This window comes from Deltaproteobacteria bacterium (assembly GCA_016208165.1).
Lineage (GTDB): Bacteria > Desulfobacterota > Desulfarculia > JACQYL01 > JACQYL01 > JACQYL01.
This window is the reverse complement of sequence record JACQYL010000064.1, coordinates 1-17,874: the sequence shown is the minus strand read 5'-3', so window position 1 is coordinate 17,874 and position 17,874 is coordinate 1. Positions and strand designations below refer to the sequence as shown.

The 17,874-nt window shown below is 57.2% G+C and carries 11 protein-coding genes; 4 read left to right on the top strand and 7 right to left on the bottom strand.

Annotated elements, in window-relative coordinates; translation table 11 throughout:
- Positions 1-116 precede the first annotated feature (116 nt).
- The 4 genes from HY788_13895 to HY788_13880 form a co-directional block, all read right to left on the bottom strand.
- Positions 117-1,454 carry an amino acid permease gene (locus HY788_13895; GenBank protein ID MBI4775241.1) on the bottom strand — a complete coding sequence of 446 codons (1,338 nt, stop codon included), beginning with the start codon at positions 1,452-1,454 and terminating at the stop codon, positions 117-119.
- A 401-nt stretch (positions 1,455-1,855) separates the two neighbouring features.
- Positions 1,856-2,149 (bottom strand): acyl carrier protein, encoded by a 294-nt coding sequence (locus HY788_13890; protein ID MBI4775240.1) that lies wholly within the window; start codon positions 2,147-2,149, stop codon positions 1,856-1,858.
- A 162-nt stretch (positions 2,150-2,311) separates the two neighbouring features.
- Positions 2,312-3,544 carry a beta-ketoacyl-[acyl-carrier-protein] synthase family protein gene (locus HY788_13885; GenBank protein ID MBI4775239.1) on the bottom strand — a complete coding sequence of 411 codons (1,233 nt, stop codon included), beginning with the start codon at positions 3,542-3,544 and terminating at the stop codon, positions 2,312-2,314.
- A 128-nt stretch (positions 3,545-3,672) separates the two neighbouring features.
- Entirely contained in the window at positions 3,673-4,761 is a 1,089-nt protein-coding gene (locus tag HY788_13880) for a hypothetical protein (protein MBI4775238.1), read from the bottom strand.
- Between the two features lie 397 nt (positions 4,762-5,158).
- Here HY788_13880 and HY788_13875 point away from each other — a divergent pair, with 397 nt between their 5' ends.
- Positions 5,159-6,370 carry an amidohydrolase family protein gene (locus HY788_13875; protein MBI4775237.1) on the top strand — a complete coding sequence of 404 codons (1,212 nt, stop codon included), beginning with the start codon at positions 5,159-5,161 and terminating at the stop codon, positions 6,368-6,370.
- Positions 6,371-6,565: 195 nt separating this feature from the next.
- On the opposite strand, the gene HY788_13870 is transcribed toward HY788_13875, so the two are convergent.
- Together HY788_13870 and HY788_13865 are read right to left on the bottom strand one after the other, a co-directional pair.
- Positions 6,566-8,041, bottom strand: a complete 1,476-nt coding sequence (locus HY788_13870; protein MBI4775236.1) for a polysaccharide-degrading enzyme — start codon at positions 8,039-8,041, stop codon at positions 6,566-6,568.
- A gap of 777 nt (positions 8,042-8,818) precedes the next feature.
- Entirely contained in the window at positions 8,819-10,708 is a 1,890-nt protein-coding gene (locus HY788_13865; protein ID MBI4775235.1) for a sigma 54-interacting transcriptional regulator, read from the bottom strand.
- A gap of 444 nt (positions 10,709-11,152) precedes the next feature.
- On the opposite strand from HY788_13865, the gene HY788_13860 reads away from it, so the two are divergent.
- From HY788_13860 to HY788_13850, 3 genes are all read left to right on the top strand, one after another.
- Entirely contained in the window at positions 11,153-11,458 is a 306-nt protein-coding gene (locus HY788_13860; protein ID MBI4775234.1) for a hypothetical protein, read from the top strand.
- A 503-nt stretch (positions 11,459-11,961) separates the two neighbouring features.
- On the top strand, positions 11,962-15,750 hold the full coding sequence (locus tag HY788_13855) for a hypothetical protein (GenBank protein MBI4775233.1): 3,789 nt from the start codon (positions 11,962-11,964) through the stop codon (positions 15,748-15,750).
- A gap of 361 nt (positions 15,751-16,111) precedes the next feature.
- Positions 16,112-16,603, top strand: coding sequence for a hypothetical protein (locus HY788_13850; protein MBI4775232.1), 492 nt, complete (start codon positions 16,112-16,114; stop codon positions 16,601-16,603).
- Between the two features lie 221 nt (positions 16,604-16,824).
- Here HY788_13850 and HY788_13845 read toward each other — a convergent pair whose 3' ends face one another.
- Positions 16,825-17,862 (bottom strand): NAD(P)-dependent alcohol dehydrogenase, encoded by a 1,038-nt coding sequence (locus HY788_13845; GenBank protein MBI4775231.1) that lies wholly within the window; start codon positions 17,860-17,862, stop codon positions 16,825-16,827.
- Positions 17,863-17,874: the final 12 nt, after the last annotated feature.

The window sequence follows — 17,874 nt, the reverse complement described above, 5'->3', positions numbered from 1 at the left end:
CATCGTTATTTGGAACGAATAAGACACAGCGAAAATCGCTACTCGCGATACGATAGTGGGAACGGATCCCTGGTCTGCGAAAGAAAACGCCCACTATCATCCCAAACGGCGAACGACTACCCGCAGGAATGAGCAGGTGGAATTTTGAGGAGCCGTTTCTTCAGCACATACAGAGGTACGGCCGCAGCGGCGATACCCAAACCAAGCGCCGTTTCTTCGGGATATCCATAGGCGATGGAAAACCCCGTGGCGACGTAACATACCACGAAAACCGTCGCAGGAAGGATGATTCTCCATTCACTCGAGTGCCTGCGCCGGGCTATACTTCTTCGAAGCCGCAAAAGGCTGATGCCCACCCCCATGGAAGACAGCACCATGGCGATGGTTGTACAGGAAAGGATCTCGTCGAAGGCGCCAAGCAGCAGGTACGCCAGAGAGAGTGCCGCCTGCAGGGCGAGCCCCAGCATCGGCATGCCGGTGGGACTCCATAGCACACCGAATGGCTTGGGAAAGCAGCGGTCAGCCGACATGGCGTACGCAATCCTAGGCCCCGCGGGGACCGTTGCGTTCAGCGAGCCCGCAATGGCCAACAGGATACCCGCCTCGATAAACAGCCCTCCTTTCGCCCCAAGAAGCCTTTTAGCGGCCAACTGACCGACATCGATCCGGCCGGCCAGCAGTTCGATCGGTGCGGAAAACAGATACAGTGCAACGAGAGCCGTATACACCGCGGTCACGATCGTCACGGACAGCAGGATGGACTTCGGGATAATCCTGGTCGGATCCCTCACTTCGCCGCCCAGATAAACCACCTGGAAAAATCCGCTGTAGGAAAAGATGATGCCCACGGCTGCAACCCCAAGGGCCTGAAAGCCGGGAAAAGATCCCCCGACGGCCAGATAGCCCCAATGGCCGTCCCCCCAGCCGAAACCCAGAAACAATAGGCTCGCCACCACCAGGATCAACAGAGCGGTAGTCAGCTTTTGCACTCCCAGCGTCCATCGAAGATGCGCAGCGGAAACCAGGTGCACGCCGACGATCAACCCCGCAGCCGCCCACTTTGGAGACAGCCGGACGGCAAGCGCCTCCATCGACCATGACGATACTCCCGCAACTCGTGACAGGCCGTCGGCCAATGCGGACGAGAGAGCTGCTATCGAACTCGGTAGAATGACGCAGACGAGCACCCACCCGGCGACAAACGCAGCCCATTCTCCCAGACCCTCCCTCAGAAAGACATAGTCCCCGCCGGCTTCGGGGTACGCTGCGCCCAGAACTCCATAGCACCAGGCGGCCACCATGGTCATCAGGCCCCCGCCGAACCAGAGACCTATCATCCAGAGTGGATTTCCGATGTGGGCGGCCATGAAACCCACAGTGGTGAAAATCCCCACTCCGATCATGTTGCCCACAATGAGGGCCGCCGCCCCCGAAAGACCGATTTGACGTTTCATACGGATCCGGCGTCCAGGCGTATGGTAGTATGGGAATCGTCGGAATCAAGAGGATGGACTTGTTCAACTGGAATCGGAGGATATTGAGGAAAACATTCCTTCACTCGCCGGCCCGGGAGACCCTCGTCAAGCCAGTCCCCGTACCGGACAGGAGAACGAAGGCGACGCCTCTCACGAGGAACTTCCGCCCAATGCGAAGATGTCGGAATATTGGTTCCCGTCATTGAACATAAGGTGATCGTGCCCGCCACAGAACCCATGGTCCGATGCAACGGACCGGCATCGGCGAAAAAATCCCACGGTCACCGGAAATGCAAGGGGGTGCGCGTCACCTTCGCTTGGCTTGCGAGACTCTCGTTCGTTACACGGATGGTGGTATTCACTTCTCGAAGCCGGACCGCTCAGCCCTCGACTTGAGCGCCGGCCGCCAGACGCTCCATCACAGCCTCTCCCACCGCCCTGAGAGTGATGCATTTGGCCGCTTCCTCATCGCTGATCGAGATATCAAATGCTTCCTCGATCCCGAAAATCACGGACACCAAGTCCGTGGAATCCAATCCCAAGTCATCGATCAAGTGAGCATCCTCGGAAATGTCATCCAGTCCCATTCCTCTGAGCTGGGACTCTTCGATTAGTATTTCCTTGACCTTCTGTTTCACTTCTTCAGGAGTGGGGAGTTTCGCGGATGATTCCATTTTCGCTTCGCTTGTTAGTAGGTTGAAGAAAACATGTTCCTTCGAGTTCGACACCCTCGGGGAACGCTCAAAACAGCACTGACTATCCTGCGATAGCCCATCTGTCCATGGACCGGCAACGTTGTCCGGAAGACCGTACTTCGTTGATTTCGGGCAAGCACACTAGCCGTCGTATTTTCGAAGAATCAACGACGTGTTGCTGCCGCCAAAGGCGAACGAATTGGACATACAGATCGAGACCGGCCGGCTCCGGGACACATTGGGTACATAGTCCAGGTCCGCGCAGTCTTCGTCCCGTTCTTCCAGGTTGATTGTTGGAGGCAACATAGCCTGTTCCATGGAAAGGAGGCAAGTAATTATTTCCAATGCGCCGGCCGCTCCAAGAGTATGTCCGATCATGGACTTGACGGAGCTTACGGGTACAGCGTAAGGCTTACTATCCAGCAACCTCCCTATGGCGTGCGATTCTATGCTGTCGTTCAGTCTCGTTGCCGTCCCGTGTGCATTGATATAGCTCAGGTCCCATGGCGACAGGCGCGCATCCCGCAGCGCCAGCTGCATGGCGCGGAGCATTTGTGCCCCCGACTTGTCAGGGATGAGCATGTGGTGTGCGTCGCTCGTCAATCCGGCTCCGATGATTTCCGCATAGATCCGGGCCCCGCGTTTCATTGCGTGTTCAAGTGACTCGACAAGGACCAGACCCGCGCCCTCGGAAAGAACGAACCCGTCCCGCTGTTTATCAAAAGGACGACTGGCCGCGGTGGGATCATCGTCTCGTTTGGACATGGCTCGGATCTGACAAAAGGCCGCATACACCAACATATTGATGGGAACATCCACCCCACCCGTCACTACCACGTCCGCGTTCCCACTCCGAATGAGGTCCCTCGCGCACATAATCGCCTGATTCCCGGACGAGCACGCCATGTCAACGTTGACGAGAGGCCCTTGGAACCCATACTGTCCCGCCAACCGGCCGGGCAGGAAGATATCCTTCGTATCGAACAGGTAGGGCACTTCCGCCGTTCCTTGGGCCGTTCGATACTCGAGTTCCTGAAGTTCGTATCGGTTGGTGGTACATCCAAGAACCACCCCTGCCCTTTTCGGATCCAGCATGCTTACGTCCAGCTCGGCATCCTCCAACGCCATCTTAGACGCGGTCAGAGCGAATTGAACGGAACGAGGACAGCCTGGCGTTGCGTTCGGAAACAGAGCTCCGAAATCGAAGTCGCGTACCTCCCCGGCGGTTTTGATGGAAAGTTCGCCAACGTCGAACAGGGTCACATATCCAATTCCGGATGCCCCTTTCCACAAGGCGCCGGCAAACTTCTCTTTCCCGATCCCGTTCGGAGCCAGCACACCCACTCCGGTAATGACAACCCGATCCGTACTCATGATAGTGTTCCGTTCCCGTTTGTCCCGCTCAAAAAAACCATTTCCCATTCGTCCTTGGTATCAAATGTCAGATACGGCCGGAAGTGAATTCCGGGCGATCCTGATCGCTCCGGTTCATCTCCCACGGATCAGGCGCCCATTCTCATCATCGTCACGGCGCAGTCACCGTCTTCGGATCCGGCTGCGAACAGTGCGCATCCTCCCGCCGTGGAATCGATCCCGGAGTTCCGGCGACCCGTTTCCTCTAAAAACGTGAAAAGGTCCCTCACCGGCGATGCCGCGAACGCGTACGTGTCCTCTTTAGACGTCCCGCCATACAGGCAGGAGCCCCATTTAGCCGACAAAACATCCCGAATGGGTTCCGCCAAGTCACTTCCGGGCGCACAGGAATATCCGGCACAGACAATCTTATCTTCGCCGAGGCCCACCTGACGTAAGGCCTGCTCAACCGCATCGCGGAACCATTCCCTGTGGACTTTCGATCCCGAGGCGGACGGCTGGTGCCAATGGTACAGGCCGCCGCCCAACCATTCCACTGCGTTCCCCTGCCGGCCGGCTTCGTCCGAGTTCATCCTATTCAACACGGCGACCGCCGCACCTTCCGAAAGCCGGGCCGAGTCGATTCCATAGCGATCGCAGAGCCCGAACGCCCATTTGCTGTCCGGTGAATCCACACCTCCGGTCAGCATGACCTCGGGAAACGAGCCCAAAGCCATCGCGTCCGCCGAGTATGTTAAAGCGTGCAACCCGGACAGAAAGCTTCCCGAACAGGCAACCGTGGGGCCAAAAAACAAATGGTGTATCGACATGTTGGAAGAGGCTGCATTGCCGATGGTCACTTGCAGGGCTCTCGGATGCACCTTTTTCGGACCTTTTTCCCTCATTACATCCAGAAAACCTTCGAGACTATGGGTTCCGGCGAAGGCGGTCCCTATACAGCAGCCTACTTCCGAATGCGAAGGTTCCTCGCCCCACCCACAGTTCCGGATGGCTCGCATGGACGCGATCAATCCCAATGCCACGCTCCGATCCAGTAGCTTCAAGAATTGCTGATCAATGTGCGCCTCAAAAAGCGCTTCGTCCATCCGGCGTATCCGCGGGCGCCCTTTTTCCGGCGCTTCCGAGGCGGGGCTTCCGATGTCCACATCGCTAGAATCCGGAAAGACCGTGCCCATGCCGGCTATCGCTACTCGATGTACCTTCGATGTATCTCTCACCACAACCCCGCCCCCCGAACCATTGCAGTGTGCAGGTAGATCCGAAACCTGCTTGGCAAAGTTAACATCCCGAATTTCCAACCACGGAATTCAAAGGCGTATCTTTTCCCGGAAGCGGACCCCAAGTCAAGGAGTTTAACAGTATTCGAACGCAACTCCCGGTCAAAACCAGGCGCCTGCCAACAAGATCGCCCCTGTCGTATGGCGCCGGTTTCGCCTCGCGCGGTCCGGACCGCACGCTCCCTCCAGGAAGTCGGTGCGGCGATGGTTCACTTGAAAAGAACGGAATCCATCCGCCCGCCCGACCGTGCAAACGCCTTCTCCCGTCCTTTCAAAACGGAACGGCTTTACTAACCTGACTTGATTCTCGGATCGCACTCTGTGTATTAGGAGACGTATGGACGAGACGCTCTCCCTTTTCACAAGCCTGATGATCGATGGCAGCGGAAACGCTGCGCAGAAGCACATGCTGATCCGCGTATCCCATGGACGCATCCTTTCGATCCGAAAGGCTGCCGTTGATGATCTCCGCTCTCCCGGATGTGTGGACTTGCGAGGCTGCACCGTTGTTCCCGCACTGATTGACGCTCACGTACACCTGTGCATGTCCGGGACGTCCGACCGCGAAATGCGCGAACAACAACTCAAAATGGACTACGATGGGGCGGAGCGGGTGATGCTCTCCCATGCTCGAGAGCAGCTGGTTCGAGGCGTGATGGCGGTTCGGGACGGAGGCGACTATGCGGCTCACGCGCTCCGTTTCAAACAACAACGATGCTCCGGCAATCCTCCACCCCTTCGGGTCATGTCCGCCGGCAAAGCGTGGCGCGCTCCGGGCCGCTATGGCAAATTGATCGGACGTCCTCCTGTTGAAGGATTGACATTGGCGGAATCCGTTGCCCGGCATTCCGTTGGACTGGACCACGTCAAGCTGGTGAATTCGGGCTTGAACAGTCTTACCCACTATGGAAAGCAGACCCCCCCTCAGTTCAGTGTCGGAGATCTCCGGGCCGCCGTAGAGGCGGCCCGCCTCCTCGGCCTGAAAACCATGGTGCACGCCAACGGAGTGCTTCCGGTTCAATGGGCCGTGGAAGCCGGATGTCATTCCATCGAGCATGGCTTTTTCATGGGACGGGAAAACCTCGAACGGATGGTCGAGGCTCAAACGTTTTGGGTTCCGACTGCCATCACCATGCAAGGTTACAGCGAAAAGCTCGAACAAGGAACCGTGGAAAAGGACGTGGCGAGGAAGAATCTGGAAGAACAGGTTCGGCAAATGGCATGGGCGCGACAGCTGGGCGTCCCCCTGGCCGTGGGAACCGACAGCGGAAGTCTTGGAGTGCATCACGGGGCATCTCTGGTCGAAGAGCTAAAACTATTCATGGAAGCCGGTTATACGTTGGAGCAATCCATCCACTGCGCTACGGCCGCCGGAGCCCTCCTATTAGGATTGGAAAACCAGCTCGGTCGACTGGTCCCCGGCGCGCCCGCCACCTTCGTCGTGGCGGAGGGCGACAGGTCCTCTCTTCCGGATGCTCTGACAACGCCCGAAAGCGTGTATATGGCGGGAAGCCTATGGAAGGATCCTCCGCAGGACGGAACTTGGTGAAATCCGTCCGCGGAACTCGCTTACTCCTGAGCTTAGTCATAGATGTTCACGAAGTCCGATGTGTCGCACGGGAAGGCGGAAGGGGCCCCTCGACAGGCTCCGGACAGGATGGAGCCCGTATGACGCAACCGGCGGGCAAACCCGCGAGCCCCGCGGATGAAATCTTTCGCCGCGGAAGGTTTCATGCATAATTGGTCAGGGTTGGGGCGGCGCCGTCAGGAGCATGAAAAAGGGCGGAATCACCATGGCGGGGCGTTCGAAGGCGCCCAGGTCCGGTACGGCATCCTTGGGACGGTGTTCCCGACTTTGATGTTTCCCGTACTGCCATAGAACGGCGTGCTCCGGCAGCACGGCGCCGGCACAGGCGATTCCACGGTTCAAGCAGTCGGAAGCGGATGTCAGTCGAAAATCCTGAGCCGTATGATCGACGAATCCCGGATCCTGACCTTCGATCTGACCATAGTCGTTAATGATGCCGGTCAATGTGTCGTGCGTCTCCACCCAATCGCTTTTGAACCAGTTGTTTCTCAGGTCCAACACCCCCGCCCCGGCCGTCATGGCCAGTCTACCGCCCGCCGCGGTCACCAAGCAGATGTTGTTCCGGCAATCGGCTGATTCGTCGTTCGTGGACAGCCGGAACAGGGTGGTATTGCCGGATCTTGTTGAAACCACCGTATTGTTGTAGAAGTACAGGGCGCCCTTCCGATACTGATCCGTGTCCCCCGAATCACCGCCGTAATGGCAGATCTGGCTGTTTCCTTCATCCTCCGGTTCCACCAGAACATTGCCGTAGACATAGGTGGACCGGTAGTAGGGCAGCGTGTAAAGGAACTCGTGATCGCTGTCCACAAGGTCAAGCTGCCGGTTGCCGCCTTCGATCCAGTTATACCGTATGACCGTGCCCGCGGACCGGTCCTTCAGATTATTGCCGCCGCATTCGGGCCGGAGCGGCCCGAATCGGTTGAACTGGAAGACAATGCCGTCGCACTCCGTGTAGTTGTTGTGATGGTAAATGCTCCCTTCGATCCCGTTATCGTAGATATGACAGAATTCCAGCAGCAGATCCTTTACCCCGGAACTTCCGAAAACGCCGTTCCCGCAGTCATGGAGAATACAGTTCCTTATGGTGATGTGTTGACCTTTTTCCATGTACACGGCCGCACAATTGTCTCTGTATTCTGTAATGCCGTACCTCCCGGTAAAGGTATGCGGCGGCCTGCCCCCGCGTATTTCCAGGTTCTCGATGCGGATGTGTGCGGGCATGGTATCGGCAGGTGAATTGGCCCCGCCGATCTTGATAACGCCCCGATCCTCGTTCCAGAAGTCGAGCTGCTCTCGCGTAGTTGCATCTTCACCGTCGATGACCGGCCGTCGGCCCTCCGGATCGGGTATTCCGGTGACTACGATGGGCTGCTGGTCGGTTCCCACCCGGCAGATGACCCATTTCTCCCGGTAAGGTTCACTCTTCCAATGGATCCGAACCGTATCCCCGGCGTTCAGGGCTTCCCAGGGTACGGACCCGATAGTTTCATATTCCTTTCCCGGCCCCACTTCGTAAACCGCGGCCCAAGGGCACTCGGATGAAAACAGTAGAACAGACAAGAAGAACGTCCACGCACCTATTCTCCACTGATGAGTTCGCCGAATCCGGCCGCCCGTTCCGTTTATCATGGATGGTAGACACCCCTTCTCATGCTCATCCGACAGGTTTTTGCCGGCGCTGATCCGCACCCGGGTGCAACGGCCGGCTATTCATTCGCTTACTTCAAAGGAGATCACTCCCCATCAACATCCATCGGTTGTTGCATCGAGGTTCTTGAGCCCTTTTCGAGCTGACCTCCAATAGCCTGCCGAAAACGCGATCGAGGGAAGTTCCGGACGGTACTACATTGCCGGAATTTATGTAACGCTGTTCACACGATCGTAGATAATCGGATAGCCTTCCGGCGAAACGCATCTATGTTGACGGACGCCGATGGAAGGTCACGAAGGGAAACAAACAATAATGCTTCGGTGACAAGCCTCGCTGACAACGAATGGCTCTAGGCCATTGCAGGAGCAGGTTCGTGGGCTTGGATTCTCCTTTTTCGCGCCAGCATGACGCCGAAATAGACGGCATACGGCAGCCAAAAACAACAACTTATGAAGATCAGTTCTCCATAGCCGCTCATAAGATACCTCCTTTATGTGAGAATGCCTTTTTTGCTTTGAAACGGGACTTACGCATACACTCGTCCGTGCTAATGTATGAAGCAAATGGCATGCCAGAAAGATTGCCGTTATGTAACGAGTCGATATGTTTGGGTCTTTTTGAAAAATGCCGGATGATTTGGCTGGTGGGAGGGGCCGTATTAGGGCATAAATGCCCCAGAAGAAACTACGATGTTAAGATTACCTATTGTAAAAACTACGCAATTCCGAATAGGTCAATACTGCCCTATTATGGGACTACGCCATACCGAATTGCTTCATCTTGCGGAATAGCGTCTTCCGGTCAATGCCCAACAGAGACGCCGCATGGCCCCGATGCCAACGTGTCTGATCCAGGGCCGCGGCAATGACTTCTCTCTCGAAACGCTCCAAGCTCTCGCGCAGATTCAGTCCCTCGCCCCCGGCCTCCCCCACCGCCGTATCCCCCCAGGCCGAAGGCCCATCCATCAAACTCCCGACAAAATCCAGCTTATGCACCGTCAAATACCTATGCACCACGTTCTGAAGCTCTCTGACGTTTCCAGGCCACGGATAGCTCATCAGGGCCTCCATCACATTCCCGGGCACTTTGGACCCTTTGTCCTTGCCGTAACCCTGCAGCACGTTTTCCACCAGCAACGGAATGTCTTCCTTCCTTTCGCGGAGTGGGGGGACCTGGATGGAGATCACGTGTAACCGATAGAAAAAATCCTCCCGCATCTGTCCTTTTCTAACCCGATCCAGGAGGGAAACATTGGACGCCGCAATAATGCGTACATCGGCGCGCCGGATTCGATCGCCTCCCACCGGCATGTAGCCCGATCCCTCGATCGCACGTAGCAGCTTTACCTGCATACCGATCGTGAACTCGCTGACCTCGTCCAGAAACAGGCTGCCGCCGTCCGCCAGATCGAAAAAACCGCGTTTGTTCGAATGAGCACCCGTGAACGCCCCTTTCTTATGTCCAAAAAACTCGCTTTCAAAGAGCGTTTCGGGGATCGCGCCGCAGTTCACGGGTACAAAAGGCCGATCTCTGCGTTCGCTCATGTCATGAATCGTGCGTGCGACCAGTTCCTTGCCGGTTCCCGATTCCCCGTAAAGGACAACGTTTGCGTCCGTCTCGGAGGCCCTCAATATGAGCGTGTACACCTCCTGCATGGCGGCGCTTCTTCCGATAATGCTTCCGAATCGGTAACGCTCCCGCATGGAAGACCTGAGGCGGATGTTCTCCTTTCTGAGATGCTCCGCTTCTTCCTGGATGGCGATCTCCCGAAGCTTCCTTTCGGTCACGTCACGTAGAGTCGAGAGAATGGCGGGGCTCCCTTTCCAAGCTATGGCATTGTGAAAAATCTCCACCCAGAATTCCCGTCCGTTCTCTCCTGTGCACAGCGCCCGGAAAGACTCCCCCGGGAGACTCTTCGGATCCGCGGAGGAATACGCCTCCAGGATACGTTGGTAACCGTCTCCTGCAAACACTTCCGCAGCCGTCCTGCCGACCGGCTCGTCGTCCTTTTTCAAACCGAACATCCAAAGGAAAGCCGGATTGACAAACAGAAAGCGCCCTTCCTGGAAAAGTGTGACTCCGTCCGCCACGTGTTTGGACAGGATACGGTACAGTTCGATGCTTTCCCTGAGATCGGCTTCGGTCCGTTTTCGTTCGACAATCTTACCCAGACGTCCGGCGATGGCGTCGATCAGTTTTCGTTCTTCTTTGAGAAAGGGCCCCTCGTCGCTCTCCGGCCTCTCCTCGAGGTAAAACACTTCAAGCGACCCGGTCGGCCGGCCGTCCGCAACGATGGTCGCCGCCTGCTTCCATCCGGTTTCCCTGAAGTTGGCCGTCTTGTACTCCTCACCCAGGACAACGATCCGGGCGCAGGTGATCTCCGGGAACTGCCAGGAAGGGGGAATCAGGTTCACAACCCCTCCAAGCACCTCCTCTAACAAGACTCCGGGACGCTCCACGAGCCGGGCAATCCCGTAAAGGCAGTTCAGTTCCTTGACCCTTTCGCCCAGTTCGTGCGTCCGCCGTTTTAGCGCCTGCTCCACCTCCTTGCGCTCGGCTTCCGCTTTCCTCAGATGCGTCAGATCGCGCTGTACGCGGCCCAGTTCTTCCAGCAGTTCCTTTTGGGTCTTCCGTTCGTCCCTCATGATTTGCCGCCTGGAGCAAAGAAAACAGTCGGTCCCTTCCAATCCGCCGGTTTGCCTGACAAAGGAGCGCGACGGCGGTTCCGGGAAACCGTCCGTCTTCGAGGGCTGGTTCGAATCCCGGTTTTCTCCCCAAACCTCGGGTCCTCGTCACTGGATCGTGGTAGGGGTGCGCCTGAAAAAAAACTCTTCTCGACAAATATGATGCTAGGGTTTCGGGGCTAAGTCAACCATCGTTACCGGCGCTTGTAGTGTTTGACGTCCCGATAACTCTTCTTCTTTCCCACTTCGGAAAAAATCGAGTATAGTGCACGGGGGAATGGGAGGGCTCATTCTCATAACAAGTCAGGCCGCCTCCGGCAAGAACATGCCCCTTGCAGAGGAGGCCCCGCGCGGCACATTCGTACGGGAAGACGCCGGGCGTCAAATCGAAACCCGAGGGGTCCCATGAACACGGTATTGTCTGAAGATCGAAAGAAGTTCTTCCAGCAGGATTATTCCAAAGGATTCGTCGCGTTCTGCGGATTGGAGGCTGTCGAGGTAGGCGCCGGAGCTCTTGAATCCAGAGTCCGCATCAAGGAAGAACACCGGCAGCAGGACGGTTTCATTCACGCCGGACTTATTGGTCGCCAAGACGTTGACTACCATGGCGTCCGTGCCCGCGTCGGAATTGACGAAAAGGAACTGAAGAAATCGTCCGAACAACCGGCTTCAGCGGGGGGGCCGGGCCGCAAGCAAATGCTTTCCACTTGAAACACCGCTCATGTATACTCAAACCCGCAGGAACCCAGGGCGAATGTGGAGCTTCCGGCCGGATGGACACACGGTCGCTTGTTTCAAAAAAATGCCTTCCGGATCAGGGCATTTTATGAGCCATCGACAACTATAGGGATGCGCCGTAGGCTCCTCTTGTGCTAAACTGCATAAAAAAGGCTTACCGTTAAACAAAGACAGCGGAGGTGGATATAGGCGGAAAAACCCGAAACCTTTGTTGCTCTGGGCACTCGTACGTACGGCAAAGCAACCCCGGTCGAGATCCAATACCCAAACCGCAAGACGCCATACACTCCCCTTTCACTTTTTGCCTCGGAATACTCTGCGCACTCGTTCTACTTTGCCTGAACGCACCGTTCGTAGCGGCCCAAAACATCGATTTCGAAGAGAGCGTTCCCCAGCCGGACAATGTAACCAGCCAGTACTGTATCAATCCCTCCATCAACCGGGGGGTGACATTCCTGAAAGCGGGACGGATTTTCGTGCCCTCGGTTCAAACGTCCAGCCCCACCCACGCCTTGACCAACCAGTTCCCCGGCGGCGAGTTCGAAGAATACGATACCCTGCAGATCAGCTTTACCACAGGCCAATCCTCCGTCAGCGTGAAGGTAGGGTTGAACCAGAGTTATGGTTTCCCCGTTACCGCTGCGATTCACGCCTACAGCACCGAGACGCCGGGTTCAGGATACATCGACTACGGCACGGCTTATATCGGTAACGGCCCATCGTCGATAGACAAGAGCTTGAGCGTGTCCTCCTCCGCTGGAGATATCCGCAGCGTCGAGATCGAGTTCACGGGGCCCTCAATGGGTAATGCGGCCCACGAAGCGATCGACGACCTGACCTTCACCGCCATAGGCCCGGCCTGCGCTCCGGACACCACTTCCCCGTCGGTGCAGATCATAACGCCGGCCACGGACGGGTCCGTGACGTACGTCCCACAGGCGGACCTCGCTTTTTCGGCAACAGACAACGAAAGCGGCGTGGCGAAAATTCAGGTCTCCTTCCTGGACGCATCCGATACCGAACTGGAATCGTTCTATGTGTGTGGAGGGCCCGGTGCGCCCACCTGCCTGTACGATGTGACGCCTACCCAGGCAAGCTATCATTTCCAGACCTTTCTGGCCCAAGGGACCCGGAAGATCCGAGTCAAAGCCTGGGATTTCGCGGACCATACGGGGCAGGCAAACCGGACGATCAACTACACACCGCCCGGTCCGAATTTCAATCTGTGGGCCAAAGGCATGGAGATCACGCAGGCGACGCAGCCCTGGGTGGCTGAGTCCAACACGAGTCGACTGAATTTTGTTCCCCAGAACGCTGTCAGTACCAATTCCGTCCCGTTTGTGGCGGGCAAGCGAACGGTGGTCCGGGTCTATCCGGGCATCGAAGGCACGAACGTCGTGCTGCAAGGATGCACGGCGACCCTTTCGTGCACGGATTCTTCGGGCAATCCCTGCACCGGCCCCAAGTCCCTTCTTCCCAAATCCGCCATCACGGTGGATCCGGGGGACAACAACACTATCAACACCTTTCGCGGAAGCGCCGACAAGTCGTGGAATTTCACCCTTCCCCAGGCGTGGACGGAGCAGAACAAGTCCGTCAACCTGAGGGTCACCGTGAACGCTCCTCTCGGCGTGCATGAATGCACGGGATGTGATGACGGGGCCAACGGTCTGGAGATCAGCAGCATAGATTTCCAGGCCACGGCGCCCCTGGATCTGCATCTGGTCTGGGCCTGCGTGAGGAGGGATCCCAAAGACACCGTATCCAATTGCGACTACGCGCCCCCTGCGATTTACCAGGATGTATTCGAGAAAACCACGCATCGGTTCGTCAAGACCTATCCGGTCTCCCTGAAGGACATCGATATCTCCATTCATTCACCGCAGTGGGTCCCCATCGACGGGGATTTCAGCCATCCCGACGCCGCCATGACCAGCACTCGCATGTCCGCCTGGCACAACCAGGTGGGAGCGTTGCTGGATGCGGCCACCGGCAAAAAGCGCGAGGATAATCCCATCAATCTGGTCTATTTCGGTATCGTGCCCCCACCGGTCACCCTTTACCTGGGTCTGGGTAATCGGAACGTGGCCGTAGGCAAACTGGACACCACGAGCCTTCTGGGCGATGACCTGGCTATCGCCGCCCACGAGATCGGACATTCCCTTGGACGCCCCCACGCAAGCTGTGACCACGGGGAAGGCGGGTGCGAGGCGGCTCCGGCCGTCTTTCCATGTACGCACGGCGGCATTTGCACGTATGGATTCGACACGTACGAGTTGGAAGTCATCGACCCCGGAAGTCCCCCTTCGGCAGGTCACGCTCACGACCTGATGTCCTACGGCGGTGAACCCCTCTGGATTTCGCCCTATACCTACGAGCACCTGTTCGATACACTCCACGACGCCCTGGGTTCCAGCAGTGCGTGGACCGGCGCACCAACCGACGAAGGTCCGGAAGAAGTGCTCTGGGTAAGCGGCGCCCTGCTGCCGGAAAACGGAACGGTTCGCAGCGCGGACTTCCTCCCGTTTTACCAACTGGGTGGAAACGCGGGCTCCACAGCGCCTTCCGTAGGAGCCTACCTGTTGGAGTTCCAGGACTCGGACGGCCTGGTTCTGCTCTCCCACTCCTTCGATCCGCAGTTCGTGGAGGTGGACCCTCCAGACCCCGCATTCACTCCGCCCGTACGGTTTTTTGAAGTGCTTCCATTCGACGAGAGGATCTCTCGAGTCGTACTCAAACAGGAGCAAACGGTACTCCTAGTAAGATATCGCACCGCCAACACTCCGACCGCGACGATTACTTCCATTGACGCGGGGGATACCTGGGGAAGCATCGAGGTACACAACCTGATTTGGGAGTCCTTCGATCCCGACGCCGGAGATACACTGTATCATCTCGTTCAATATTCCACGGATGGAGGGAACACCTGGAGTACGCTGGTTTCCGATTGGCCGGCTTCCTCCATCGAAGTGGACGCCTCCGTGCTGGCCGGAAGCGACGCCGCGCGATTCCGCGTGCTCGCAACGGACGGTATGAACACGGCCGTCGCGGAATCGCCCGTGTTCAGCGTTGAAAACAAGCCCCCCATGGTGGCCCTTGTATGTCCCAATGGGGAATCTGGGATTCCCACGTTTTCGTACGGGGAAGTCGTGATATTCGAAGGAACGGGGACGGACCTGGAAGACGGACCTTTGCCGGAAGAAAGCCATTCCTGGTATTCCCACAAGGACGATTTGCTCGGATCGGGAAGAAGGCTCGACACCTCGTCGCTATCCGAAGGAACGCACGAAATCACCCTCGTTGGAACGGACGGCAACGGCAGAACGGGAACCGACGCCATATCGATCAAGATCGTGAAACAACTGAACGTTCAGCCCATCGCGGATGCGGGCCCGGATCGTCTGGCCGCTCCCGGTGCAGCCGTATCATTAGACGCCGGCGGCTCCCTGGATGCCAATGGCGACGCCCTGTCCTACCAGTGGTCGGTGGTCAGCAGCCCTGCAGGGGCCCTTACGCAGTTATCCGCTCCCCAGAACGTTCAAACGGCCTTTCTAGCGGACCTGGAGGGCGACTATCTCGTCGAACTCATAGTTCACGACGGGAAGGTGGCGAGCGTGCCGGACCGCGCGCAAATCCATGTGACGGACTCGGTCGCCTCTTTACCCGACGGCATCTGGAAGGACGCGCCCTTCGAGAACGCCGCTGCCGTCATGAGTTTCTACGTTCAGACCTATTCGACCGGATCCATGCTGGTTATCGCATCTGCGGACGGAATGAACGCCTACGCTTTCCTGGACGATGACTTCTCGGACGGGTTGGATATCGGCGATCTGGGAGGCCTGGGCTACCACTTGACTGCGAGCTTCTCGACCGCGGACGAGGGAACCGCGGTGATGACGCTGCCCACCGGCTGGACCGTGGAATACCCATTGCATCGATGGTTCCCGGCTGCTCCGGAAGACGCCTGCCCGGGCATCTGGAAGGATGAACTGCCGGGAGGGGCCGAAACCATGAGCTTCTTCGTGCAGACTTACGAAGCATCCATGATCGTTATTGCCAGTCCGGATGCCCGCACGTTTATGGTGTTCCTGGATCCGGACAAGACGGATGGAATCGACGTAAATTCCATGGCCGGAAGCGCCCGATTTGCCTGCCGGTTTGAGACGGACACCCGGGCCAACGGCGGACTGAAGACCACGCCCGAGGGCGAGAAGAACCATGTTCTCCACCAGTGGTTTTCCGCCCCATATCTAGCCGGGGAATGAACACCGGGTTCGATGGTCGGACAACGGGGCGTCCGCCGTCTTCGCCCTATATGAATCGATATTTCCTATCTATTGGATCGGATTATATCGCATTTTTCTATTTGACAGTTTCCCGAATTCCGGTGTCTTCTTCTACGTGATGACACCGAATCTTCGTAGCAGATCCTCCCTCATTTCACTCGTGGGCTTTACATGAATCCACCGGCCAAGGGCCATCCGTGCTTGATGGTGCGCCGGATCGAGAGTGAACTCCCGCTCTTCGCATGTATTCAGCAATGTGTCCAATCTGCTTTGACACCCCGGAAATCGGGATAGGTGCGCATGAGGCATCATCCTTACCCGGCCGATAGGAGACCATTCCGTGAAACGGTTTATTCAATGTACGCCAAGGTTCGATAAGTGTTTGAAAGATCTTGATAAAGCGGGAGGCAAAGCCGCTATGGCCGCCGAGTGCGCCAGAACCGTTTTCGCCGAATTGGTCGCGGAAGGAGACCAAAACCCGTTCAAGGCCGGCAGGCTTACCGGTCACGGGGAATCGCGTCTTCACCATTCCGTGAAATACGATCTGGGCAACGGGTATCGCCTCGTCTGTCTTCTCAGAGGAAATGTCTGCACGCTCGCGTATGCGGGGAGCCATGACGACTGTAACCGCTGGGTCCGCGGACAGCATTCCGGGATAGCCCACCGCGAACCTCACAAGACCACTACGGTGGCTGAACGACGGATTTCATCGAGCGCATCGAAGGAACAGGATCTCCGGGAAGAAGCCGACGACTACGAAGCGTCTTTGGCCGAAAATCTTCAGGACACCGACATCATGAGCATATTCAATGGATTGTGCAAACGAGGATAAGAGGGGCTTGAAATGCCGGTTTTCGTTTTATGTGATGATGGTGTGAAGAGCGGCCCTACCGGCAAGTCCCGCCGCGCCGGGGTACAACTCCGGATGCCGGTTTCCCGCATCCTCAAACAAACAGAGGGAGGATCGTACGATTCCCCCCTTCGTGCTTTCATTGCCGGCGGTTTAAACGCCGAACCGCATGTCCGCTGCTATACGATGGTTTAGCCGCGCCGCTAATTGAACAGGATGATCGGTTTGATGATGTTGTCTTCTTTGGTATCCATCATCCGGAATGCCTTCTCGATGTCGGCGAATTTGAAACGGTGCGTCGTCAGCTTGGTAGGATCCACGCGTTTGGTCTGGATCAGCCTGAGCAATCGGCTCATTCGTTCGTTGCCGCCCGGGCAGAGCAAGGTCTTGATCGTCTTTTCAGCCATTCCCACGCCCCACTCCAAACGCGGTATTTGCAAATATTCGCCTTCGCCGTGATAACCGATATTGGATATGGTTCCCCCGGGACGGGTCGCTTTGATACAGTCCTCGAAAGGTGCTTGAGCGCCCACGGCTTCCATGGCCGAATCCACGCCTTCCCCATGGGTGAGTTTCATGATGGATGCAACCGGATCCCCTTTACTCAGGTCCACGATTTCATCCACCCCGTATTCCTTCGCCAGCTTCATTCGCTGAGGCGCCTTGTCCACACCGATCACCAGACCCGCTCCCAGCAGCCGGGCGCCCACAGCCGCCATCAAGCCCACCGGACCCAGACCGAAAACCGCCGCCGTGCCTCCGAGCACGATATCCGCGTTCTCCGCGCCTTTGAATCCCGTGGACATCATGTCCGTCGTGTACACGGCGGCTTCATCGGATACATCAGCCGGGATCGGCGTCAGGTTCGCCACCGCGTCGTTGACGTGGAAGTATTCCGCCATGTTTCCGTCCTTGATGTTGGCGAATTTCCATCCGCCTAAGGGCTGGGTGCACTGGGAAGTGAACCCTCTTTGACAGTTATGGCAGGTGTAGCAAGGCGTTATGGCGCAGACCACCACCCTGTCCCCCTCTTTGAATCCTTTGACCTGGCTCCCCAGCTTGTACACAACACCGCAAGCCTCGTGTCCGAGGGTGATGTCGGTCCTTTCCCCGATGGCTCCCTTTACGGTATGCACATCGGAGGTGCATACGAGCGCAGTGGTGGTTTTCACGATCGCGTCGTTCGGACCCGGCTCGGGAATGGGTTTCTCCATGATGGCCACTTCTCCGATCTTTCTCATCACAAACGCCTT